Origin of the sequence: Bradyrhizobium sp. 23 (assembly GCF_023073295.1) — a bacterium.
In the GTDB taxonomy this organism is placed as follows: domain Bacteria; phylum Pseudomonadota; class Alphaproteobacteria; order Rhizobiales; family Xanthobacteraceae; genus Bradyrhizobium; species Bradyrhizobium canariense_D.
This window is the reverse complement of record NZ_JADPJF010000022.1, coordinates 58,792-80,017: the sequence shown is the minus strand read 5'-3', so window position 1 is coordinate 80,017 and position 21,226 is coordinate 58,792. Positions and strand designations below refer to the sequence as shown.

Sequence of the window (21,226 nt, the reverse complement as noted above, 5' to 3'; positions counted from 1 at the left end):
CACGCTGCGTCCGCGGCACGAGAGCGGAATGAGGAAACACTCTCTCAACGTCATTGCGAGCGCAGCGCGCTCCGCTCGCAATGACGGATGCTCAGCCGATCACCCGCAATTCCACACCGCACCGATCGGCGTCCGCGTCCAGCACGGCCCAAAACTGCCGCCATTGTAGCGGCCGCCGCCGAAGCCGGGCCGGCCGAAATAGCGCCACTCACCATCCCAGCCGTAATATTGCGGAACCGGATCGATGTACCAATGGCGCCGGTCGCTAGGCGACATCCGCCGCATCGCTTCCTTCTGCTTGTAGAGGGGAATGCTGTTGCTCAGCGGCTGGCGATAGCCCGGCAGGAAGCCGTAGCCATGCCAGGCTTGCTTGGGACGCTTTTGGATTGAAGCAGCCGGCGCGACAGCCGGCAGCAGCGATAGGACGATAGCGACAGATAGACATAAAAAGCGTGACATGGATGGACGATAGACGGCCGCCTGCGGAATGACCATTCAATTTCGAGTGCCAAGTAACAAAGCCCTCACGGAACCGAATAGCAGATCGAGCGGCAGGAATCCTATCGATTAAGGTGTAGAAATATGATTGGTGAAGTGATTGTCATTGGCGATCTACAATTGCGTAACGGCGCCTCTGTCGACGAACACGACCGACTCGGCGCGCGCATGTACGACATCGTCAGCCGTCTTCCCGGCTTTGTATCGGTCAAGTCGTTCAAGGCCGACGACGGCGAGGAGCTCACCGTGTTCCGTTTTGCCTCTGAGGAAGCGCTCGAAGCCTGGCGCACCCATCCCGAACATGTCGAGACGATGAAGCGAGGACATGCCGAATTCTACGCCAGCGGCTTCCTGCAGATCTGCAAGGTGATCCGCGAGGTCGGACCATTCGAGCACGCGTGACGCCGTCCCGCATCGTTCGATCGTGCGCTGCTAGCTGATCACACCCTTCCTGATCAGGAAGCATCCGTAACTGCTGCTGTCGCCGACCTGTACGACGCCAAAGCTCGCCGCCGCCGCGCGATAAAAATCCGGCCGCGAGAGTTTTCCGGGCGTGACGGGCCGGCCGGCGGCACGCTCGATCTCCGCGAGCACCGCGCGCTGCACGTCGGAGACGCGGTCGGGATCGTCGACCGGCATCATCACGCGGACCGGATCGGGATCGAAATCGTCGAGCGGATAGACCGACATGATGGCGCGAATCGCGGTCTCCATGCTCATGCCCGGCAACTGGATCAGGCGCTGCGAATGCGTGCTCTGCGCGATGCGCGCCGAGGGGTGATTGGCATCGACGAAAGCAAGATCGTCGCCATGGCCCATGGAAGCCAGTAGCCAAAGCAGGTCGGGCGTGAGGATCGGATCGATCGATTTCAGCATGTGACGGACTGTCCTCCCATTGGGCGCCCACCTCGGCAGGTTCCAAGCGTGATTCAGATCACGCAGCCTACCATGGTGATGGGGATCACGGACATCAAACTCGAACGCGGCCAAGTTTGCCGGCAACCAATCTCGTATCGAGATCAGTGCCAAAGGAGCACGCCATGTTCCGCCTAAAACCTTTCCTGATGACGGCTAGCCTGCTGGGGAGCCTGTTCGGCTTTGCCTGCGGCCCAGTTTCCGCGCAAGTCGCCCCGGTCGAGCCGGCCCCCACCGCGCTGCAAGGCCCGGAACAGCGTGTCGCGCTGGTGATCGGCAATTCGAACTATCAGAACGCGCCGCAGCTCGCCAACCCCGACAATGACGCGGAGTCCATGGCGAAGTTCCTGAACTCCGCCGGGTTCGAAGTGGTCGCCGCGACCGACCTCACCCAGAACGACATGCTCCGCGCCGTCCAGGACTTCTCCGCCAAAGTGTCAGCGCGCGGTCCGAACACGGTGGCGATGGTCTACTATGCCGGTCACGGCGTGCAGCTCGCCGGCGAGAACTACCTCGTTCCTGTCGACGCCAAGGTCTCGAGCCAGACCGAACTCGTCAACAACTCCGTCCGCCTGGTCGACGTGATGTCGACGCTGGAGACGATCCCGAGCCGTATGCGCATCGTCATCCTCGATGCCTGCCGCAATAACCCGTTCCCGAACGTGAACGATGCCGGCCGCGGCCTGGCCATCGTCGATGCCCCGAACGGCTCGATCGTCGGCTACTCGACCGCGCCGGGCGCCGAAGCGCAGGACGGCACCGGCGGCCACAGCCCCTACACGCAGGCCTTCCTGAACGTCGCCCGCGAGCCCAATGTGCCGATCGAGCAGCTGTTCAAGCGCGTGCGCCTCAAAGTGAACCAGACCACCAGCGGCGCGCAGATCCCGTGGGAGAGCTCGTCGCTGACGTCTGACTTCACCTTCTTCGGCGACACCGCCGTTGCCGCCAGCCGCGCACCGGTGAATGCGCCTGTGGTGCAGATGGCCGCCAATCTGCCGAGCCGCTCGACCCGCCAAGCCTATGACTACGTCGTGTCCGAGGCTCGGCCGGAGTACTATCAGGAATTCATCACGATGTATCCCCACGACCCGCTGTGCGATCACGTCCGCTGGCTGCTCAACAACCTGCTGCTCACGCAGGCCTGGCACAAGACGGTGCTCGCGAACTCGCCGGTCGCCTACAAGAACTTCTACGACAACTACGGCAACACGCCCTATGCGCAGGTCGCACTGAAGCTCCAGATGCAGCCGAAGCAGATCCCCTTGATGCAGGCGACCAAGTTCCTGGCGCCGCAGAATATCGCCCCGACCTTCAAGATCGGCGATCTCGGCCAGCCCAAATACATGCCGCAGCAGCAGGGTAATGGCGGCGCGCAAGTGAACGGCAATTTGCCGATCGTGCAGAAGTCGGGCGACAATAACGGCATCGGCAAGCTCGGCAATGGCGGCCAGATCGTCAACCTGCCCGCGGGCAACAACCAGCAGAACGGCACGCCGTCGCAGACCCCGGGCAAGATCGTGACCCTGCCTGCGCCGACCAACACCACCAACAACAATGGCGGCATCGGCAAGATCGTGACGCTGCCTGCGACCAACAAGACGCCGAACGGCGGCAGCAATGCCGGCACGGCCAACGGCACAAGCAACGGCACTCCCGGCAAGATCGTGAGCATGCCGGTCAATGTCGGCAAGGGCGGCACGACCATCGATACGAAGCCCGTCAATGTTCAGACGCAGAACAACCCGATCCGCATCAACAACGGGGCGAAGATCAGCAACAACCCCGTGAACAAGGTGCAGGTGCAGAACAACAACCACCCGCAGTTCAATGAGACCAACCGGAACGTCAACAGTGGCAGCAACAACTTCCGGCAGTCGATGAACCTGAGCCAGGGTGGCAATGGCGGCAACAACCACCGCGGCTTCATGCACTGATCGCGGTCGGCCACACACGACAAAGGGCAGAGCGGAGACGCTCTGCCCTTCTTCATGTCAGAAGATTAGAATATCAGGCCACCAGCTCGGCAAACAGATCGGCGTCGACATTGCCGCCGGAGAGCACGATGATGACGTTCTTGCCGGCAACATCAAGTCGTCCCGCAAGCAGCGCGGCCAGGCCGACCGCTCCGCCCGGTTCGACCACGAGCTTCAGCTCGCGATAGGCAAACGCGACGGCCGCGCCGACTTCCTTGTCCGAGGCGGTGACGCCGCGCGCGAGCAGCTTGCTGTTGATCGCAAACGTCATCTCGCCGGGGATCAGGGCCATCAGCGCATCGCATATGGTGCGGCCGGCGGGTGCGTGCGGCTCGCGGTGGCCCGCGGTCAGCGACAGGCCGTGATCGTCGAACGCGTCGGGCTCGGCCACCACGATCTCGGCCAGCGGAAAACGCGCCTTCACAGCCGTTGCAACGCCGGCGATCAGGCCGCCACCGGAGGCTGGCGCCACCACGATGTCGGGGCTGAGGCCGAGCGCCGCCATGTCCTCGGCGATTTCGCGGCCGGCGGTGCCTTGGCCGGCGATCACGAAGGGATCGTCATAGGGCCTGACCAGCGTCGCGCCGCGCTTCTCCGCGATGCCGCGCGAGATCGCCTCGCGGTCGTCGCGGTCGCGGTCGTACAGCACGACCTCGGCACCGTAGGATTTGGTGCGCTCGCGCTTCGACAACGGCGCATCCGCGGGCATCACGATGGTCGCCTGCATGTCGAGGATCTTTGCCGCCGCCGCCACGCCCTGGGCATGGTTGCCGGAGGAGAACGCGACCACGCCGCCGGCGCGCTTGTCCTGCGGGATCGAGGCGACCTTGTTGAAGGCGCCGCGAAACTTGAACGAGCCGGTGCGCTGGAGCATCTCCGGCTTGAGATAGACCTTTGCACCGACACGCTCGTTGAGCACGGGAAAGGACAACAGCGGGGTACGGACGGCGAAAGGTGCGATCACGCGTGCTGCGGCGTCGATATCGGCAGGGCCGATCGGGAGAAGCTGTTCTGTCATGCCTGATGTTATCGCGCCGGATGAGGCGCGGGCAAGGCATCTCCGCGCGAGGGGCTTCTTCCCCTCAGGCGACGAATCGCGCCGGTTCTGCCCCGTTCCGGCCGGGCATCACGGCGCCGACCGCCAAAATGCTGCCGATAAAAGCCCGGGCCGAGGCCTCCCAGGTGTAGGTGGCGGCGAATTCCACGCAGTCCTGCCGGGAGATGTCGAGCGCGGCAAAGCAGGCGCTGCGCAGATCGTGATCGAGCGCGCCAACCGGCGCATCGCCGATCACGTCGCGGGGGCCCTTCACCGGGAAAGCCGCGACCGGCAGGCCGCTCGCCAGCGCTTCGAGCAGGACCAGGCCGAACGTGTCGGTCTCGCTCGGAAATACGAAGACGTCGGCCGCAGCATAGATGTCCGCCAGCTCCTCGCCGTGCTTTTCGCCGAGGAAGATCGCGTCCGGATAGGCCTCCTCCAGCGCGACACGCGCCGGGCCGTCACCGACGATCACCTTGGTGCCGGGCAGCTCGAGGTCGAGGAACGCCTCGAGATTCTTCTCCACGGCAACGCGGCCGACCGAGAGGAACACCGGCGCCGGCAGGCAGAGATCAATCGCGCGGGGATGGAACAGATGGGGGTCGACGCCGCGCGGCCACAGCACGACATTGTCGAAGCCGCGCTCGGTCAGCTCACTGGCGAGCGCCGGCGTCGCCGCCATCACGGCGCGGCTGGGGCTATGGAATCGGCGCAGCGCCCGCCAGATCAGCGAGCCCGGCACCGGCACGCGGGCGCGGACATATTCGGGAAAGCGGGTGTGGAAGCTGGTCGTGAAGGGCAGCTTGCGCTGCCGGCAATAGCGGCGGACCATCAGGCCGATCGGCCCCTCCGTCGCGATGTGGATGCTGTCCGGGCGCGCCTCTTCGATCAGCTTCGCGATTCTGCCCGGGCGCGGCATGGCCACCCGCACGTCCCGATAGCTCGGCATCGCAAAGGTGCGGAACGATTGTGGCGTCAGGAACGAGAATTCGACGTCGAGACTTTTGGCGGCGTCGGCAAGTTTGGTCAGCGTCCGAACCACACCGTTGACTTGCGGGTGCCAGGCGTCGGTCGCGACCAGGATGCGCATCAGGCTGCCTTTGTCATGCAGCTCTGGCTGCGACCTGCGGGACCTGTGCCGGCTTCTCGGCCTGGTCCGCCCAAATGATGATCTCGAAATGGCCGTCGTCGTGCTCGACCAGCGCCGTACAGCTCTCGACCCAGTCGCCGCAATTCATGTAGCGGATTCCGCCCTCGTCGCGGATCACCGCGTAATGGATGTGACCGCAGATCACGCCGTCGGCGTCGTGGCGCCGTGCCTCGGCAGCGAGTGCCTGCTCGAATGCGCCGATATAGTTGACGGCGTTCTTGACCTTCTGCTTGGCCCATTGCGACAGCGACCAATACGGCACCTTGAACATGCGCCGGAAGAAGTTGACGAAGCGATTGAGCTGAATCGCGAAATCGTAGGCCTTGTCGCCGAGATGGGCGAGCCAGCGTGCGTTCTGCACCACGAGGTCGAAGATGTCACCGTGGATGACGAGATAACGCCTGCCGTCCGCGCCGATGTGGACGGTGTTCTCGACCACGTCGATGCCGCCGAAATGCGTGCCGTAATAGTTGCGCAGGAACTCGTCGTGATTGCCGGGGATATAGATGACCTTGGCGCCCTTGCGCGCCTTGCGCAAAAGCTTCTGCACGAGGTCGTTGTGCGATTGGGGCCAATGCCAGCTCGATTTCAGCGCCCAGCCGTCGACGATATCGCCGACGAGATAGATCGTGTCGGCATCATGGAAACGCAGGAAATCGAGCAGAAGGTCGGCTTGAGAACCGCGGGCTCCGAGATGAACGTCGGAGATGAACAACGTGCGAAAGCGCCGCTCCGGGCTCTCGTCACTCACATCGTAGCTTCCCATGCGCCAGCCTGTAACAATGTCCCGTGACAGGGGGATGACCAATTGAACCCTTGAGGCACCCTCGGATACGAATCGCGCTTGCCTCGCCCACCCCGCGAATATCAGTCGCATGCGACAATCAGGCGACATGGCGTCGCAGCGGCCTCCGCAAGAACCCGGAGCTGCATAGCGGGAGGACTAGTGGCGGCGCGCTCGCGAGCGGCGTTCAGTAAAATTTGTGGAAATGATGGATCGGGCCGTGTCCGTGGCCGACGCTGAAGCGGTCGGCGGCCGCGATCGCCGCGCTGATCCAGGTCTTGGCGTTGCGCACGGCACGCTCGAGATCCTCGCCCCTGGCGAGCCCGGCGGCGACCGCCGAGGACAGCGAGCAGCCGGTGCCATGGGTGTTGCGAGTGGCAACGCGCGGCGCGGCGAGCGCGATCGTCGTCCTGGCATTGACGAGATAGTCGATGCTCTCGGCGCCCTCGCCGTGCCCGCCCTTGATCAGGACCGCCCGGCAGCCGAGCGCCAGCAGCCGGCGCCCTTGGCTCTCGATCTCGGCCTCGCTGGCCGCGACCGGTTCGCCGAGCAGAGCCGCGGCCTCGGGCAGATTGGGTGTGATCACCGAGGCCAGCGGCATCAGTTTGATGCGCAGGGCGTCGACCGCTTCGGACGCGAGCAGGCGATCACCCGATGTCGCCACCATCACGGGATCGAGCACGATATGCCGGGGCACCCAGCGCGACAGCGCGGCCGCAATCGCATCGATGCTGGTCGCTTGCGCCACCATGCCGATCTTGACCGCGCCGACCTCGAGATCGGAAAACACCGCGTCGATCTGCGCGGTGACGAATTCGGCGGGCACCGCGTGAATGCCGGTGACGCCACGGGTGTTCTGCGCCGTCAGCGCCGTGATGGCGGACGCGCCAAAAACGCCGAGCGCGGCGAAGGTCTTCAGGTCGGCCTGGATGCCGGCGCCGCCGCTCGAATCGGAGCCGGCAATGGTCAGCGCGACAGGCGTCATCATGGGGCGACTTTCAGCGTTCTCAAAGCCATGGCCCGTCCTAGCGCGCCTGCCTCAACCCAGCAAGTTCGCTTGCTAAATCCGGTCGGGTTTGGCCTATTAGCCGTCAGATATGCTTTCGGAGTGACCGCGATGGTTCCCTTTTTCGTCCAGATCAAATGCAAGCTCGGCCAGTCCTATGTGGTCGCCAATGCGCTTGCCGAGGCCGAGATCGCCTCCGAGATCTATTCCACGGCCGGTCAATACGATCTGCTGGTGAAGTTCTACGTCGACAACGACACCGATATCGGCCACTTCGTCAACGAGAAGGTGCAGGTGCTACCCGGCATCCAGGACACCCTCACCATCATCACCTTCAAGGCGTTTGGCGCGAGTTGACCGTCGGAAAAGGGGGCCCGATTAGGCGCCGCCCTCCTTGCGCTTGGGGCGGGGCGGACCGTCCACCGGCGGCAGCGATTTGAGATAGTCCGCCATCGCCGCGAGATCGTCGTCCGGCAATTGCGAGGTGTTCTTGATCACCCGCGTCATCGCGCCGCCAACGCTGTCGCCGTCGGGCAATTCGCCGGTCTTCAGGACATAGGCAATATCCTTCGCGCTCCACTCGCCGAGGCCCTTCTGGGTGATGTTAGGCACCCATCCCTCGCCTTCCGGATTGGGACCGCCGGCGAAGCGTTGTGCGGCGGTGATGCCGCCAAGCCCGTTGCGCGGGCTGTGGCATTCCGCGCAATGGCCAAAACTGTTGACGAGATAGGCGCCACGATTCCACTGCGGTGACTTCGCGCTGTCGGCGACGAAGGGCTTGCCATCCAGAAATAAGAATTTCCAGATGCCGACGTTGCGCCGGATGTTGAACGGAAAGGGCACGTCGTGGTCGCGCACCTTGCCTGCGACGGCCGGCAGCGTTTTCAGGTACGCAAAGAGATCGAGCACGTCCTCGCGCCTGGCGTGCTGATAGGACGTGTAAGGAAAGGCCGGAAAATAATGCTGTCCGTCGGGCGAGACTCCGTGCATCACCGCATTGACGAATTCGGCCTCGCTCCATTTGCCGATGCCATCGGTCGGATCGGAGGAGATGTTCGGCGCATAGAACGTTCCGAACGGGGACTTGATCGCGACGCCGCCGCCGAGCCTGAGACGATCGGGCTGGTCGGGGACGGCATGGCATGAGGCGCAGCCGCCGGCGTTGAACATCACCTGGCCATTGACAAGATCAGGGACGCGGGCAGGCGCGGTGCCGGCGGCCGCCCCCACCGGCGCGCTGAGCCACCAATAGACGCCGGCCGCGGCGAGTGCGGCGAGCAGCGCCACGGGGATTGTTCGTCGCAACATGCGGTCCTTTCGTCGTCGCGGCGAAGCTTATGACCGATGTCCTCGCGGCTCCAGCCACGAAGAATTTAGCCCACCGCGGCTTGAAACGGGAATAAACTGCAATGCCGGCTGTTGGAAGTTTGGCAGCCCAAACGGGTTCAGCAGGGAGAAAAATCATGAACAAGATCGTCATCGCCATGTCAGTGCTTGGCGCCGTTGCTTTTGCGGGTTCGGCCAGCGCGGAAAAGCTGAAAGCAACGCTCGACGCCAAATCCGAGGTCCCCGCAACGACCAGCAGCGGCACCGGAACGGCCGATCTGGATTACGACGCCGCCAGCAAGAAGCTGTCCTGGAAGGTCACCTATTCCGGCCTGTCCGGCCCCGCCACCGCCGCCCATTTCCATGGACCTGCCGAGCCCGGCAAGAACGCCGGCGTTGCGATCCCGATCCCAGGCGCTGCCACCAGCCCGGCCGAGGGCTCGGCGACACTGACCGACGCGCAGGCCGCCGATCTGCTCGGCGGCAAGCTCTACGTCAACATCCACACCGCGGCCAATCCGGGCGGCGAGATCCGCGGTCAGGTGACGAAGTAAGCTTCGCACAGACCAACAAAAAGGGCGGCTGCCATCGCAGCCACCCTTTTCGATTCCGCGTAGCGCTGGCGCAGGCGTCACACCTCAGGTTCGGCTGCGTTCAGCGCCTGCGCGAGGTCGGCGATCAAATCCGACGGGTGTTCGATGCCGATCGACAGCCGGATCGTGGAATCGAGCACGCCGATCTTCCGGCGGATGTCGGCGGGAACGCCGGAATGAGTCATGGTGGCAGGCAGGCTCGCAAGCGACTCCGTTCCACCAAGGCTCACCGCCAGCTTGAGGATCTGCAGCGCGTTGAGGAACTTCATCGCCGCGGCCTTGCCGCCGACGATGTCGAACGAGAACGTGGACCCTGCCCCCGAGCATTGCCGCGCAAATACAAGTCCATCCGGCGACGCCGCGTCGTGATGACCGAGATAGTGCACCTTGGCCACTTTGGGATGATCGCGCAGATAGTCCGCCACGAGGCGCGCATTCGCATCCGCCTTTTCCATGCGCAGGCTCAGCGTCTCGAGCGAGCGGTTGATCATCCAGCAGGAATGCGGATCGAGCTGGGTGCCGATGGCGCCCCGCAGCGCCTTGATCCCTTTCACCACCGCCTTCGCGCCGAGCGCGGCGCCCGCGATCAGATCTGAATGACCGCCGACATATTTCGTGAGCGAGTACAGGGAAATATCGGCGCCGTGTTCGATCGGTCGCTGAAACACCGGCCCGAGCAGCGTATTGTCGCAGGCGATGATCGGAACGTGTCCTTGCGTCTTTCCGATGGTCTCGGCAACGCGCCGCATCATCGCGATGTCCACCAGCCCGTTGGTCGGGTTGGCCGGAGTTTCGATCAGGATCATCGAAACCCGGCCCTTGCGCATGGCCTCCTCCGCGGCTTGGCTGACCACGGCTTCATCGACGCCATCGGCGAAGCCGACGGCGCCGATCGACAGACGCGCAAACGTATTCGTCAGCAGCGTTTCCGTGCCGCCATAGAGCGGCTGCGAGTGTAGAATGACGTCGCCGGGGCGGACGAACGCCAGGGTCGTGGTCGCGATCGCCGCCATGCCGGACGAGAACAGCGCACAGCTCTCGGTGCGCTCGTAGATCGCGAGCCTGTCCTCGACGATTTCGCTGTTGGGGTGATTGAAGCGTGAATAGACCAGGCCCGCGCCCATCCCTTCCGGCGGCTCGCGCCGGCCGGAGACGAAATCGAAAAAGTCCTGTCCGTCCTCGGCCGTCTTGAACACGAAGGTCGAGGTCAGGAACACCGGCGGCTTGACGGCGCCTTCCGACAATTGCGGATCGTAGCCATAGGTCAGCATCAGCGTTTCCGGATGCAGCATATGGTTGCCGATGTGCGTCTTCGACGGGAACGGTTTTACCATGGCTTGTCTCGCTGTTGCTGATTGAGGCACTCGCCGTGGGTTGGAACTCCTGATGTCGTGACGCAGTCAGGAGCGAGATGCGTCAGGGTCAAAAGCTCACGCCAATGCCGCGGCGGCTGGAGCAAAGATAGCTGCTCCGGCAGCGATCCGTCAGGCCTTGCGGATAGAATTTCCCGAAAAGGCGGCTGCTTTCGCAACCGCCCTTTCTCGACTCAACAGTAGCGCGGATGGAGCGAAGCGCAATCCGACCGCTACTTCAACTTGACCCGATAAGTCTCATGGCAGTCGTTGCAGCGCTCGTTGATAGCCGTGTAGGCGGCCTTCAGGCTCGCCACATCGCTGATCTTGCCCTTGACGTCGGCGATCGCCTTCTGCACCGGCGGAATCTTGGAGTCGAAATCGGCCTTGTTCTGCCAGACTTTTGCTGAAGCACCGTAGGTGGCGTTCACCACGTCCTGCTTGGGATTGACCTCGAAGGTCTTTGCGATCTTGGCGACGTCGGCCTCGATGCTGGCAATGGCCTGATCGACGGCCTTCTGATCGTAGGGGATATCGCCCTTCGTCATCTTCTGGATGATGCCATACTGGTTCTTGGCGATCGAGCGCATGAGATTGTCCTGCTGCACGGCAATCTCCTGCTGCGCCATCACGGCGCCCGCACCCAGCGAGAGGATGCCCACAACAATCATCATCCGTTTCATCGGTTTGTTTCTCCGCTCGTAGAGTTTGGGGTGCGCCATCATGGATAGAACCCGGCGACGGGCGTTTATTCCCGCCGTGGGAGGTCGCAGCTTAGAGGCTGTGACGGCGATGGTGCTCGTTGATGGCGATCCACACCCGTTCCGGAGTCGCCGGCATGTCGATGTGGTCGATTTTGTATTCGCGCCAGAGCCCGTCGACGATGGCGTTGACGACGGCCGGGCAGGATCCGATCGCGCCGGCCTCGCCCGCCCCCTTCACCCCCAGCGGATTGGTCTTGCACGGAACGTTGGCGGTCTCGAACACGAAGGCCGGCCCGTCCGCCGCGCGCGGCAGCGCGTAGTCCATGAAGGTCGCGGTGACGAGCTGGCCGTCGCCCGCGCCATAGACCACCTGCTCCATCAGCGCCTGGCCAATGCCCTGCATGGCGCCGCCATGGACCTGGCCGGCCAGCAGCAGCGGATTGAGCGTCATGCCGAAATCGTCGACGATCACGTAGTTGACGATTTTGATGATGCCGGTGGCCGGATCGATCTCGACCTCCGCGACATGGGTGCCGTTGGGATAGGTGCCGTCGGCGCTGGTGAAGGTCGCGCTCGCGTTCAGCTTCGAGAGATCCGCGCCGGGTCGCTTGGCGAGATCGGCGAACGAGATCGAGCGGTCGGTGCCGGCGATGCGCACAATGCCGTCGGTGATCTCGAGGTCGCCGGCGCTGGCTTCCAGCGCCTGGGCCGCGATTTCCTTCAGCTTCTGCCCGAGCTCGCGGGTCGCGCGCTCGACGCTGACACCGCCCGACGGGATCGAAGCCGAGCCGCCGGTGCCGAGCCCCGTGGCGATCATATCGGTGTCGCCCTGGTGGACGTGCACGCGCTCGGGCGCCACGCCGAACTGCTCGGCAACGATCTGCGCATAGGCCGTCTGATGGCCCTGCCCGCTCGACTGGGTGCCGATCAGGACCGTGATATCGCCATTGGGGTCCATCCGCACATTGGCGGTCTCCTCGCCCATGGTGCCGCAGACCTCGACATAGCTCGCAAGTCCGATGCCGCGGATCAGGCCGTTCTTCTTGGCCGCCTTGGCACGCTTGCCAAAATCCTTCCACTCGGCGATCTCCATCGCGCGCTTCAGATGCGCGGCAAAGTCGCCGGAATCGTAGACCTTGCCGGTCGCGGTCTTGTAGGGCAGCGCCTTCGGCTGGATGAAATTCTTGCGGCGGATGGCATCCACCGTCATGTCGAGTTTTCGCGCGCAGGCGTCCACGAGGCGTTCGATGACGTAAGCAGCCTCAGGCCGCCCGGCGCCGCGATAGGCATCGACCGGCACGCTGTTGGTGAAGATGGTGCGCACCCGGCAGTGGAACGCCTGGATGTCGTAGAGGCCCGGCAGCATGCCGGCGCCGCCATGCGGGATATAGGGCCCGAAGGTCGACAGATACGCGCCCATGTCGCCCATCAGGTCGCAATCCATCGCGAGGAACTTGCCGTCCTCGGCCAGCGCCATCTTCGCGGTGGTGACGTTGTCGCGGCCCTGCGCGTCGCCCATGAAATGCTCTGTGCGGTCGGCCGCCCATTTCACCGCCTTCTTCAGCTTTCGCGCGGCGACTGCCAACAGGGCGTATTCCCGATAGGGAAACAGCTTGGTGCCGAAGCCGCCGCCGACGTCGGGGCAGATCACCCGCATCTTGTCGGTCGGAATGTTGAGCACGTTCTGGCAGAGGATATCGCGCAGGCGATGGCTGCCCTGGCTGCCGACCGTCAGCGTCAGATGGTCGCGCTTGGCGTCGTATTCGCACACCGCCGCGCGCGTCTCCATGAAGTTCGCGACCACGCGCGGATTGACGATCGAGATCTCGGCCACCGCATGCGCTTTTGCAAAGGCAGCTTCGGTCGCTTTCTTGTCACCGATCGAGACGTCGAACAGCACGTTGCCGGGCTTGTCCGGCCAGACCTGCGGCGCGCCCTTCTTCACGGCGTTGACGACGCCGGTCACTGCCGGCAGCGGGCTCCATTTGACCTCGATCGCCTCGATCGCGTCGCGGGCCTGGTCGATGGTCTCGGCGACCACGAAGGCGATGGAATCGCCGACATGGCGCACCTCGTCCTTGGCGAGGATCGGGTAAGGCGGGCCGGTGAAGGGATCTGTCTCGAGATTGAACAGGCAGGGCAGATTGCCGAGATCCCCAACGTCATCGGCGGTCAGGATCAGCGCGACGCCGGGAAGGGTGCGGGCGCGGCTCGCATCGATGGTGTATTTGGCATGCGCATGCGGCGAGCGCAGCATCAGGGCGTGAAGCACGGCCTGCGGCGCATAATCGTCGGTATAGCGACCCTTGCCGCGGATGAGCGCGTCATCCTCCTTGCGCAACACGCTTTGGCCAACGCCAAACTTGATGGGAGCCGCCATTTTTCTCGTCCCGTTTCTCATGGTTGTTTTGCCGGCATATTGCCGTGGAAAAACTGGCAAGGCAAACGGGTTTAGCCATGCGAAAACCGTCCAGCGCCCTCACCTGTCAGAGCAGGATGGAACGGGAGCGCCGCAACTCGGTCATTTCGCCGTGAGGAACGGTCCGCTTGATGGCATGATAGTTGCCGAACCCGCCCGCAGTGCACGCCTGAGAACAAGCAGCCGTGCTGACGGCTGCTTGCTCACAAAGCGCATGTCCGCTTCGGATGGCTCATCATTTACATCACACCACGGCCCCACGGCTGCGACGCGCGATCTCTCAGCGCATCGATAGCCCGTTCCGGCGTAAAGTAGTCGATCTCGCCGCGCGTCAGGCCGATATCCATCAGCTCCCGGTCACTCAGGTCCCGCAAGGCGATTTGTGGGCCGTGCCGCCAGCGCCAGTCCTGGAGCGCACGCCAGTATCGCGCGAGCAAGCCTGGGATGCTCCACGTCGAGGCAAGCTCGAGGGGGAGCCTCTCCGTCTCGGATGTCATGATCGTCTGTTGGGGTGGCATCGGACGCTCCTGCTGTTGTGCCGGCAGGGAAGCGTGGCCAAACAAAAGGCCCCGTCCGATGCCGGCGGGGCCTGGTGAAAAGATGTCGTCGTCGAATTTCTAGCGCGCGACTCCTTCCACGGCCCGGCCGAAGCGGGTCATGTGGTTGCGGTTGAGTTTGCGCACTGATTTGATCATGCGACGCGATTACCACAACAATCGCGCAAAATCAAGAGATGTGTTGACGTCGGTTGCATCTTTGGGGCGAGCACCCTGCTCTGGCACTCTTTTCCCCTCTAAACGCCTTCACGACTTCGTCTGCTTCGCTTCCAGGTATCGTGCGAAGTTGTCGAGGATTGCCTGCCAACCGCCTTGCTGCTGCTCGACCGAATGCGTCAATTCGCCATCGAAGACCACGCGCACCAGAATGCCCTTCGGGCCGGGCACAAACTCGACTTCGGCTTTTCGCTCGCCGAACGCGTATTCGATACGCTTGTGCTCGACGATTTTCGTGTAGGTACCGGCGAAGTCAAAGCCCATGCTGCCGTCCTTGGCCTCCATGCGCGATGAGAAGACACCGCCTTCTCGCAGGTCGACGGTCGCCTTGGTCGTATGCCAGTCGTCGGACGCGGCGTTCCACTTCATGATGTCGGCAGGCGTCGTATAAGCGCGCCAGACCTGATCGATGGGGGCTGCTACGTTGGTTTCGACGGTGATCCTCATAAACAGTGCTCCTGGTTCGAATTTTGCGGGCTCGAGGTGACGGCATCACGTCAATTGTGCAGGGTCCATCCGCCGCACTTCCGAGATGTGTCCATCCAAGGACGATCGAGACTGGCCCGTGCCGACAAGGTCGAGCCGTCAATGCGTTGAAAACATGAAAAATTTAACCCCGCACCAGTGAGACCAGCCAGCGGCGCCCGAACAGCGCAAGGATGGCGAGCGCATAGACGATCGTACCTCCGACGGCCAGCAGAAGCAGCGTCAATTCGTCCCGGAAGTGCATCGAGCCCAACGAAGGACTGCTGAAGCGCGCGATGAGCCAGAAGGCGGCGGCCAGGATAATCCCGGTCAGCAGGAATTTGAAGAGCGACAACAGCCAGGCGCGGTCCGGCACGAGAAAGCCTCGCCGCACCGCGAAGAACAGTACCAGCAGCAGGTTGGTCCACACGCCGACGGCAGTAGCCAGCGCAAGCCCGATCTGGGCCAGCGATCCCATCAAGGCAATTTTCAAGGCGACGTTGACCGCGATGCCGGTCAGCGATGCCCGTACCGGCGTCGCCGTGTCCTTGCGTGCGTAGAAGGTCGCGACCGCGCTGCGGATCAGTACGAAAGGAATGAGGCCGATGGCATAGGCCGCGAGCGTGGCGCCGGCAGCGGCGGCATCGGCTTTCGAGAACGCACCGCGGGCGAACAGCGCGCGCATGATCGCGTCGGGCACGGTGAGGAAGGCGGCGACGAACGGCACCGAGAACAGCAGCGTGAAATCGAACGCGCGGCGCTGCGCCTTCATCGCGCCGTCATGATCGTTGGCCGTGATCCGCCGCGACATCTCCGGCAGCAGCACCGTGCCGATGGCAATGCCGATCACGCCGATCGGGAGCTGGTTGAGACGGTCGGCGTAATACAGCGCCGACAGCGCGCCCGCCGGCAGGAAAGTCGCGATGATGGTGTCGGCAAACAGCGCGAGCTGCGTGCCCATCGAGCCCAGCGTCGCCGGCCCGAGTGCTTTAAAGAATGCGCGGACGTCTTCGTCGAGCTTGAGCGGCGCAAAGCGCGGCAGGCCGCCATGGCGGGCGAGATCGCCGGCGAGCAGGAAATACTGCAAAAAACCCGAGATCAGGACGCCCCAGGCGGCGGCGTGGCCCGCGCCGGGAAACCAGGCGGCAAGCGCCAGCGTCATCATCATCGAGATGTTGAGGAAGATCGAGGCGGCTGCGGCGCTCGCGAAGCGTTGCATCACGTTGAGCATGCCGCCATAGAGCGTCACCAGCGTGATCAGCAGCAGATAGGGAAAGGTGATCCGGGTCAGCTCGATCGCGAGCTTGCGCTGCTCGGCGTCCTCGGAGAAGCCGGGCGCCAGAATGCTCATGGCTTGCGGCATGAACAGCCAGGCGACGATCAGCAGCACCACCTGCGAGGCCAGCAGCAGCGTGAAGATGCGGTCGGCGAACAATCTTGCCGCCCCCTCCCCGCGCTCACCGTGCACGTGCGCATAGGCCGGCACCCAGGCGGCGTTGAAGGCGCCCTCGGCGAAGATCGCACGGAAATGGTTGGGCAGCCGCAGCGCCACGAAAAAGGCGTCGGCCACGGGGCCGGCGCCGAGAATCGCCGCAAGCATGATGTCGCGGGCAAACCCCGTCAGCCGCGAGAGCAGCGTGTAACCACCAACCGTGAAGATACGTCCGAGCATCGTTCCCTTCTAAAGGAAGAGCTCGCGCAGCAAAACGGCGAATTCAGGTTGAAAGCGCGCCGCGCACGGCCGCGATGATTCGCTCCTGATCGGCTTCGGTCAAATAGGCATGCATCGGCAGGCTGATGACGTCCTGCGACAGGCTCTCGCAGCCCGGCAGACCGCCCTCTGCGACCGGGTACTGCTTGTAGGCCGTCTGCTGATGCATCGACTTGCCATAATAGATAGCCGTCGGCACGCCCTGGGCCTTCAGCGCGGCGGCAAAGCCGTCGCGGTCGGTGCCCTCAGGAAGGCGGATCGTGTACTGCGCCCAGACCGACGTATTGCCGGGCGCCACGCGCGGCACGGTGACCACATTACCGAGACCGCGCGCGTAGCGCTCGGCGACCTTGTTGCGGGCGGCGATCTCGTCGTCGAAGATCTTCAGCTTCTCGATCAGGATCGCGGCCTGCATGGTGTCGAGCCGGCCGGTCAGGCCGAGGCGGACGTTGTCGTATTTGTCGACGCCCTGCCCGTGCACACGGATGCTGCGCAGCGTCGCCGCGAGCTCGTCGTCATCGGTGAAGATCGCGCCGCCGTCACCGAAGCAGCCGAGCGGCTTTGCCGGGAAGAAGCTGGTCGCGGTGGCGAGTGCCAACGTGCCGAGCTTGCGGCCCTTGTAGCTCGCGCCAAAGCCTTGGGCTGCGTCATCGAGCACGAACAGGCCTTCGGCCTTGGCGATCTCCGCGATGGCATCGTGATCGGCGGGCTGGCCGAACAAATCGACCGGAATCACCGCGACCGGCTTGAGGCCGGCTTTGCGGGCGGTCGCGATGCCGCGCTTGAGCGATTCCGGACTCATGTTGAAGGTCGCTTCGTCAACATCGACATAAACCGGCGTCGCGCCGGTCCGCGCCACCGGCGAAGCGGTCGCGATGAAGGTGAAGGACGGACACAGGACGGCGTCGCCAGGCCCGACATTCTTCGCCATCATCACCATCAGGATCGCGTCGGTGCCGCTGGCGCAGCCGATGACGTGTTTGGCGCCGCAATAGGCCGCAAGCTGCTTCTCGAGCTCGGCGACTTCAGGGCCGTTGACGAACTGACAATGATCGAGAACGCGCTTCACGGCGGCATCGAGCGAGTCGCCGAGCCGGCGGCGCTGCGAGGCGACGTCGATGAAGGGAATGGGTTCGGAACGCAGATGCTGGTTCATGGCGCCTTGCGGGTTTTGATCGGTCAACATGGAATGGGATCAGCCGGCGACGCGGCGCGGGCCCTTGAGGGCGGACGACTTGGCGGCGGGCCGCGACGGCGTTTCCAGGCACTGCGTCGCGATCTCGAGGCTGGCGACGCCCTCGTCACCGGTGACCGCCGGCGTCTCGCCGTTGCGCACGGCCTTGAGGAACGCGATCAGTTCGGCGCGGAGCGGCTCGTCATGGCCGACCGGAAGATGCCGCATCGAATAGCTGCCGTCAGGCTTGAAGCCGAAACATTCGGTGACCTGGCGCGTCAGGAGATCGCCCATCACGTATTTGCCGCGGGTCGCGACCGTGACGCTGCGCGCCTTGAACGGCGTCAGCCAGTTGGTGTTGATGTGGGCGAGCACGCCGTTGGCGGTGCGGAATTGGAGCAGCGCGATGTCCTCGCGCTCGGCGACCGCACTCGACAATTGCGGCTGCACCTCGACGATGTCGGATTCAGTGAACCAGCGGATCAGATCGATGTCGTGCACGGCAAGATCGATGACGACGCCGACATTGGACATGCGCGGCGGGAATGGGCCGACGCGCGTGATCGCGATCGACAGAATATCCTCGCCCGCGATCGCCTGCTTGACGGCGGCAACGGCTGGATTGAAGCGCTCGACATGGCCGACCATCAGCGTCACGCCGGCCTTTTGCGCAGCCGTGACGATCTCGCGGCCTTCCGCGACCGTGGACGCAATCGGCTTCTCGACCATCACGTGGATGTTCTTGGCGATGCAGGCGAGCGAGACCTCGTGATGCAGATGGGTCGGCGCCGCAATGGTGACGGCATCGACGCCTTCGACCAGCAGCTGGTCGAGCGTCTCAAAGCTCGCGCAATTGGCAAGCTCCATCGCCCGCGTGCGATGTGCCGGCGAAGGATCGACGACGCCGACCAGGCTGACGCCGGGAAGACCCGCGAGCACGCGCGCGTGGTTGCTGCCCATCACGCCGGCGCCAATGACGCCGACGCGCAAGCCGGCCTTTGCCGGTGCAGATCCTGTGGAACTCATTTGAGTAAACCCCGATTCAACGCAAATCCCCGGGGCGCTTCTAGCACGGACGCCACATTTGTGGCGAATGCGGAGCTAGCGGTCCGGACACGATTTGATTCAAAAAGTTACACGTTTCCCGGGCCTTAAGCCTCTGGAAGAGACCACTCTTTTGGCCCGGGTCGCGTGATTCGGAGTGTGCTGGTTAGGACCTTTGATAGTCGTCTTCAATCCGGATGATGTCGTCTTCCCCGAGATAGCTTCCCGTCTGGACCTCGATCAGCTCCAGCATGATTTTACCGGGGTTCTCCATCCGGTGCACCGCGCCCATCGGGATGTAGATGGACTCGTTCTCGTGCACGCTTTTGACGGTGTCGTTGACGGTGACGCGGGCGGTGCCGCGGACCACGATCCAGTGCTCGGCGCGATGATGGTGTTTCTGCAGCGACAGACGCCCGCCCGGCTTCACCACGATGCGCTTGACCTGGTGGCGCTCGCCATTGTCGACCGACTGGTAACTGCCCCAGGGCCGATGCACCTTGAGGTGCTCCTCGGTGACCTTCGGCGCGACCGCCTTGAGTTTCGTGACCAGCCGCTTCAGCCCGTTGGCATCCTTCTGACGCGAGACCAGCACTGCGTCCGCGGTCGCCACCACGATGAGATCGTCGACACCTTCGAGCGCGACCAGCGCAGAGTCGGTGGTGACGTTGCAGTTGCGGGAATCCTCGAACACCGCACTGCCATGCGAAGCATTGCCTTGCGCGTCCTTGTCCGACAATTCCCACACCGCGTGCCAGGAGCCGACGTCGGACCAGCCGCAAGACACCGGCACGACCGCGGCGCGCGCGGTCTTCTCCATCACCGCATAGTCGATCGAGATCGCCTTGGCCGCGCCGAACGCCTCGGGCTCCAGCGTCACGAAGCCGAGATCTCGGCCGGCATTGGTCACGGCATTGGAAATCGCCTCCACGCTCGCCGCATCGACCTTGCGGTATTCGTCCAGCAATACGCTGGCCGGGAACATGAAGTTGCCGCTGTTCCAGAGATAGCCGGAATTGAGGTAGTCGGCCGCCTTCACGGCATCCGGCTTCTCGACGAAGCGCGCGACCGCGTGCACCTCGCCGGAGATGACCTCGCCCGGGCTGATATAGCCGTATTCGGTCGCCGGCCGCTCCGGCTTGACGCCGAACGTGACGATGCGCCCGGCGCCTGCGGCAGTGAGGCCCTGGCGGCACGCCGCGACGAACGCGGCATTGTCCTGCACCACGTGGTCGGCGGCGAGCGCGAGCACGATCGCCTCACTGGCGCGGTTCTGCGCGAACACCGCGCCGGCGGCGATCGCAGGACCGGAATCGCGCCGCATCGGCTCGAGGATCACATCGGCCTCGATGCCGATTTCGGCGAGCTGCTCCAGCACCATGAAGCGATAGGAGGCATTGGTGATGACGATCGGGCGATCGAACAGCGAAGCCTCCGAGACGCGCAACAGCGTGTCCTGGAAGGTCGAGCGCGTGCCGAACAGCGGCAGGAACTGCTTGGGGCGCACCTCGCGCGAAGCCGGCCACAGCCGCGTTCCGGCACCGCCGCACATGATCAGGGGGATAATGCGTTTGTCCATCGTCATTTCAAACCTTGAAGTCGTTCCGATACCAGGTGGCAAAATTACGAACTCCGTGTGCGATCGGCGTTGACGGTGCAAAGCCGGTATCGCGCATCAGATCCTCGACATCCGCGAACGTTTCCAAAAGGTCTCTCGGCAGCAATTCTTTGATCGCCGTCCGACCCAGCTCCGGCTCCAGAACTCCGACGACGTGCATCAGCTCTTCCGGGTGGTGATTGCCGACATTGTAGACCTTAGACGGCGCATTTGCGGCAGCCGGACGATCTGCGGTGATCCCTCATCCTGTTCCCAAGGACCGCTTCGCCCGATCCGTCGCTCGATCTTTCGCCCGCGGCGCCTCTTTAGCCTCCACATCGACGGGGCCGCAATAGCCCCGCCGCCCTGCATACGGGCTCCTGATCACCGCTATTGCAAGATCGGCGCCAAAACCATACCAAAGCGGCCGAATTCGGCGCCTTGCGTCGGGTTGCTTCAAACTCCTTGTTCATGCGGGCGAAATGCGCCGAATCCTGCTGTCGACGGCCAAGATCCTGATTTCCGGAGCGCTGCTGTACCTGGCGCTGCGCAAGGTCGATCTGTCCGAACTGTTTTCGCGCTTCACCGTGACCAGCCTGTTCTGGATCGGCCTGGCGATCGCCGTCACGTTCCTGCAAATCTTCGTCGGCGTGTTGCGTTGGCGCGAGATCAGCGCCGCATGCGGCGCCCCGCTCGAGCTCGGCCG

General features: G+C 63.8%; 21 protein-coding genes and 1 pseudogene. 5 read left to right on the top strand and 17 right to left on the bottom strand.

The features are described 5' to 3' along the window. Positions 1-99: 99 nt before the first annotated feature. The gene (locus tag IVB32_RS03485) at positions 100-459 is read right to left on the bottom strand and encodes a hypothetical protein (RefSeq protein WP_039800124.1); all 360 of its coding nucleotides are present in this window, start codon (positions 457-459) and stop codon (positions 100-102) included. A 123-nt stretch (positions 460-582) separates the two neighbouring features. Here IVB32_RS03485 and IVB32_RS03480 point away from each other — a divergent pair, with 123 nt between their 5' ends. Further along, positions 583-900: an antibiotic biosynthesis monooxygenase gene (locus tag IVB32_RS03480; protein WP_018457526.1), complete on the top strand. Its 318-nt coding sequence runs from the start codon at positions 583-585 to the stop codon at positions 898-900. 30 nt (positions 901-930) lie between these two features. Here the strand turns inward: IVB32_RS03480 and IVB32_RS03475 are convergent, their stop codons facing one another. After that, entirely contained in the window at positions 931-1,374 is a 444-nt protein-coding gene (locus tag IVB32_RS03475; protein WP_247409831.1) for an RbsD/FucU domain-containing protein, read from the bottom strand. Positions 1,375-1,538: 164 nt separating this feature from the next. On the opposite strand from IVB32_RS03475, the gene IVB32_RS03470 reads away from it, so the two are divergent. Then, the gene (locus tag IVB32_RS03470) at positions 1,539-3,347 is read left to right on the top strand and encodes a caspase family protein (RefSeq protein ID WP_247409829.1); all 1,809 of its coding nucleotides are present in this window, start codon (positions 1,539-1,541) and stop codon (positions 3,345-3,347) included. 73 nt (positions 3,348-3,420) lie between these two features. Here IVB32_RS03470 and IVB32_RS03465 read toward each other — a convergent pair whose 3' ends face one another. The 4 genes from IVB32_RS03465 to thiD all read right to left on the bottom strand — a co-directional run bounded on the left by IVB32_RS03465 (position 3,421) and on the right by thiD (position 7,344). Continuing rightward, on the bottom strand, positions 3,421-4,404 hold the full coding sequence (locus IVB32_RS03465) for a threonine/serine dehydratase (RefSeq protein ID WP_247361722.1): 984 nt from the start codon (positions 4,402-4,404) through the stop codon (positions 3,421-3,423). A 64-nt stretch (positions 4,405-4,468) separates the two neighbouring features. Next, positions 4,469-5,512, bottom strand: a complete 1,044-nt coding sequence (locus IVB32_RS03460) for a glycosyltransferase family 1 protein (RefSeq protein ID WP_247409827.1) — start codon at positions 5,510-5,512, stop codon at positions 4,469-4,471. Between the two features lie 13 nt (positions 5,513-5,525). Next, positions 5,526-6,338, bottom strand: a complete 813-nt coding sequence (locus tag IVB32_RS03455; protein ID WP_247409826.1) for a UDP-2,3-diacylglucosamine diphosphatase — start codon at positions 6,336-6,338, stop codon at positions 5,526-5,528. Positions 6,339-6,543: 205 nt separating this feature from the next. Then, positions 6,544-7,344: a bifunctional hydroxymethylpyrimidine kinase/phosphomethylpyrimidine kinase gene (gene thiD / locus IVB32_RS03450; RefSeq protein ID WP_247409823.1), complete on the bottom strand. Its 801-nt coding sequence runs from the start codon at positions 7,342-7,344 to the stop codon at positions 6,544-6,546. Between the two features lie 129 nt (positions 7,345-7,473). On the opposite strand from thiD, the gene IVB32_RS03445 reads away from it, so the two are divergent. Beyond that, positions 7,474-7,719 (top strand): Lrp/AsnC family transcriptional regulator, encoded by a 246-nt coding sequence (locus IVB32_RS03445; protein ID WP_007602021.1) that lies wholly within the window; start codon positions 7,474-7,476, stop codon positions 7,717-7,719. A gap of 21 nt (positions 7,720-7,740) precedes the next feature. Here IVB32_RS03445 and IVB32_RS03440 read toward each other — a convergent pair whose 3' ends face one another. Further along, positions 7,741-8,670, bottom strand: coding sequence for a cytochrome c (locus tag IVB32_RS03440; RefSeq protein WP_247409821.1), 930 nt, complete (start codon positions 8,668-8,670; stop codon positions 7,741-7,743). 155 nt (positions 8,671-8,825) lie between these two features. On the opposite strand from IVB32_RS03440, the gene IVB32_RS03435 reads away from it, so the two are divergent. Next, on the top strand, positions 8,826-9,242 hold the full coding sequence (locus IVB32_RS03435) for a CHRD domain-containing protein (RefSeq protein WP_007602019.1): 417 nt from the start codon (positions 8,826-8,828) through the stop codon (positions 9,240-9,242). 77 nt (positions 9,243-9,319) lie between these two features. On the opposite strand, the gene IVB32_RS03430 is transcribed toward IVB32_RS03435, so the two are convergent. From IVB32_RS03430 to IVB32_RS03385, 10 genes and pseudogenes are all read right to left on the bottom strand, one after another. Then, positions 9,320-10,615, bottom strand: a complete 1,296-nt coding sequence (locus tag IVB32_RS03430; RefSeq protein WP_247409819.1) for a cystathionine gamma-synthase family protein — start codon at positions 10,613-10,615, stop codon at positions 9,320-9,322. A 251-nt stretch (positions 10,616-10,866) separates the two neighbouring features. After that, positions 10,867-11,316 carry a cytochrome c gene (locus tag IVB32_RS03425; protein WP_247409817.1) on the bottom strand — a complete coding sequence of 150 codons (450 nt, stop codon included), beginning with the start codon at positions 11,314-11,316 and terminating at the stop codon, positions 10,867-10,869. A gap of 91 nt (positions 11,317-11,407) precedes the next feature. Continuing rightward, positions 11,408-13,717, bottom strand: coding sequence for a xanthine dehydrogenase family protein molybdopterin-binding subunit (locus tag IVB32_RS03420; RefSeq protein ID WP_247409815.1), 2,310 nt, complete (start codon positions 13,715-13,717; stop codon positions 11,408-11,410). A 278-nt stretch (positions 13,718-13,995) separates the two neighbouring features. Continuing rightward, positions 13,996-14,274, bottom strand: coding sequence for a DUF1127 domain-containing protein (locus IVB32_RS03415; protein WP_247338268.1), 279 nt, complete (start codon positions 14,272-14,274; stop codon positions 13,996-13,998). Between the two features lie 285 nt (positions 14,275-14,559). After that, positions 14,560-14,976: an SRPBCC family protein gene (locus tag IVB32_RS03410; protein WP_247409813.1), complete on the bottom strand. Its 417-nt coding sequence runs from the start codon at positions 14,974-14,976 to the stop codon at positions 14,560-14,562. Between the two features lie 163 nt (positions 14,977-15,139). Then, positions 15,140-16,666: a murein biosynthesis integral membrane protein MurJ gene (gene murJ, locus IVB32_RS03405; RefSeq protein ID WP_247409811.1), complete on the bottom strand. Its 1,527-nt coding sequence runs from the start codon at positions 16,664-16,666 to the stop codon at positions 15,140-15,142. Positions 16,667-16,709: 43 nt separating this feature from the next. Next, positions 16,710-17,861, bottom strand: a complete 1,152-nt coding sequence (locus tag IVB32_RS03400) for a DegT/DnrJ/EryC1/StrS family aminotransferase (RefSeq protein ID WP_247364614.1) — start codon at positions 17,859-17,861, stop codon at positions 16,710-16,712. Between the two features lie 39 nt (positions 17,862-17,900). Beyond that, positions 17,901-18,905: a Gfo/Idh/MocA family oxidoreductase gene (locus IVB32_RS03395; RefSeq protein WP_247409809.1), complete on the bottom strand. Its 1,005-nt coding sequence runs from the start codon at positions 18,903-18,905 to the stop codon at positions 17,901-17,903. Positions 18,906-19,089: 184 nt separating this feature from the next. Then, positions 19,090-20,502: a mannose-1-phosphate guanylyltransferase/mannose-6-phosphate isomerase gene (locus tag IVB32_RS03390; protein WP_247409807.1), complete on the bottom strand. Its 1,413-nt coding sequence runs from the start codon at positions 20,500-20,502 to the stop codon at positions 19,090-19,092. Positions 20,503-20,509: 7 nt separating this feature from the next. Beyond that, positions 20,510-20,779, bottom strand: a pseudogene (locus tag IVB32_RS03385) (UDP-glucuronate 5-epimerase); the annotation flags it as partial. Between the two features lie 223 nt (positions 20,780-21,002). On the opposite strand from IVB32_RS03385, the gene IVB32_RS03380 reads away from it, so the two are divergent. Then, the coding region (locus IVB32_RS03380) for a lysylphosphatidylglycerol synthase domain-containing protein (protein ID WP_247409805.1) at positions 21,003-21,226 on the top strand (224 nt) is incomplete at its 3' end.

Bases quoted from the DNA above. Each gene is read 5' to 3' on its own strand.
- IVB32_RS03485 (WP_039800124.1), bottom strand. From the start codon at position 459: ATGTCACGCTTTTTATGTCTATCTGTCGCTATCGTCCTATCGCTGCTG.
- IVB32_RS03480 (WP_018457526.1), top strand. From the start codon at position 583: ATGATTGGTGAAGTGATTGTCATTGGCGATCTACAATTGCGTAACGGC.
- IVB32_RS03475 (WP_247409831.1), bottom strand. From the start codon at position 1,374: ATGCTGAAATCGATCGATCCGATCCTCACGCCCGACCTGCTTTGGCTA.
- IVB32_RS03470 (WP_247409829.1), top strand. From the start codon at position 1,539: ATGTTCCGCCTAAAACCTTTCCTGATGACGGCTAGCCTGCTGGGGAGC.
- IVB32_RS03465 (WP_247361722.1), bottom strand. From the start codon at position 4,404: ATGACAGAACAGCTTCTCCCGATCGGCCCTGCCGATATCGACGCCGCA.
- IVB32_RS03460 (WP_247409827.1), bottom strand. From the start codon at position 5,512: ATGCGCATCCTGGTCGCGACCGACGCCTGGCACCCGCAAGTCAACGGT.
- IVB32_RS03455 (WP_247409826.1), bottom strand. From the start codon at position 6,338: ATGGGAAGCTACGATGTGAGTGACGAGAGCCCGGAGCGGCGCTTTCGC.
- thiD (WP_247409823.1), bottom strand. From the start codon at position 7,344: ATGATGACGCCTGTCGCGCTGACCATTGCCGGCTCCGATTCGAGCGGC.
- IVB32_RS03445 (WP_007602021.1), top strand. From the start codon at position 7,474: ATGGTTCCCTTTTTCGTCCAGATCAAATGCAAGCTCGGCCAGTCCTAT.
- IVB32_RS03440 (WP_247409821.1), bottom strand. From the start codon at position 8,670: ATGTTGCGACGAACAATCCCCGTGGCGCTGCTCGCCGCACTCGCCGCG.
- IVB32_RS03435 (WP_007602019.1), top strand. From the start codon at position 8,826: ATGAACAAGATCGTCATCGCCATGTCAGTGCTTGGCGCCGTTGCTTTT.
- IVB32_RS03430 (WP_247409819.1), bottom strand. From the start codon at position 10,615: ATGGTAAAACCGTTCCCGTCGAAGACGCACATCGGCAACCATATGCTG.
- IVB32_RS03425 (WP_247409817.1), bottom strand. From the start codon at position 11,316: ATGAAACGGATGATGATTGTTGTGGGCATCCTCTCGCTGGGTGCGGGC.
- IVB32_RS03420 (WP_247409815.1), bottom strand. From the start codon at position 13,717: ATGGCGGCTCCCATCAAGTTTGGCGTTGGCCAAAGCGTGTTGCGCAAG.
- IVB32_RS03415 (WP_247338268.1), bottom strand. From the start codon at position 14,274: ATGCCACCCCAACAGACGATCATGACATCCGAGACGGAGAGGCTCCCC.
- IVB32_RS03410 (WP_247409813.1), bottom strand. From the start codon at position 14,976: ATGAGGATCACCGTCGAAACCAACGTAGCAGCCCCCATCGATCAGGTC.
- murJ (WP_247409811.1), bottom strand. From the start codon at position 16,666: ATGCTCGGACGTATCTTCACGGTTGGTGGTTACACGCTGCTCTCGCGG.
- IVB32_RS03400 (WP_247364614.1), bottom strand. From the start codon at position 17,861: ATGAACCAGCATCTGCGTTCCGAACCCATTCCCTTCATCGACGTCGCC.
- IVB32_RS03395 (WP_247409809.1), bottom strand. From the start codon at position 18,905: ATGAGTTCCACAGGATCTGCACCGGCAAAGGCCGGCTTGCGCGTCGGC.
- IVB32_RS03390 (WP_247409807.1), bottom strand. From the start codon at position 20,502: ATGGACAAACGCATTATCCCCCTGATCATGTGCGGCGGTGCCGGAACG.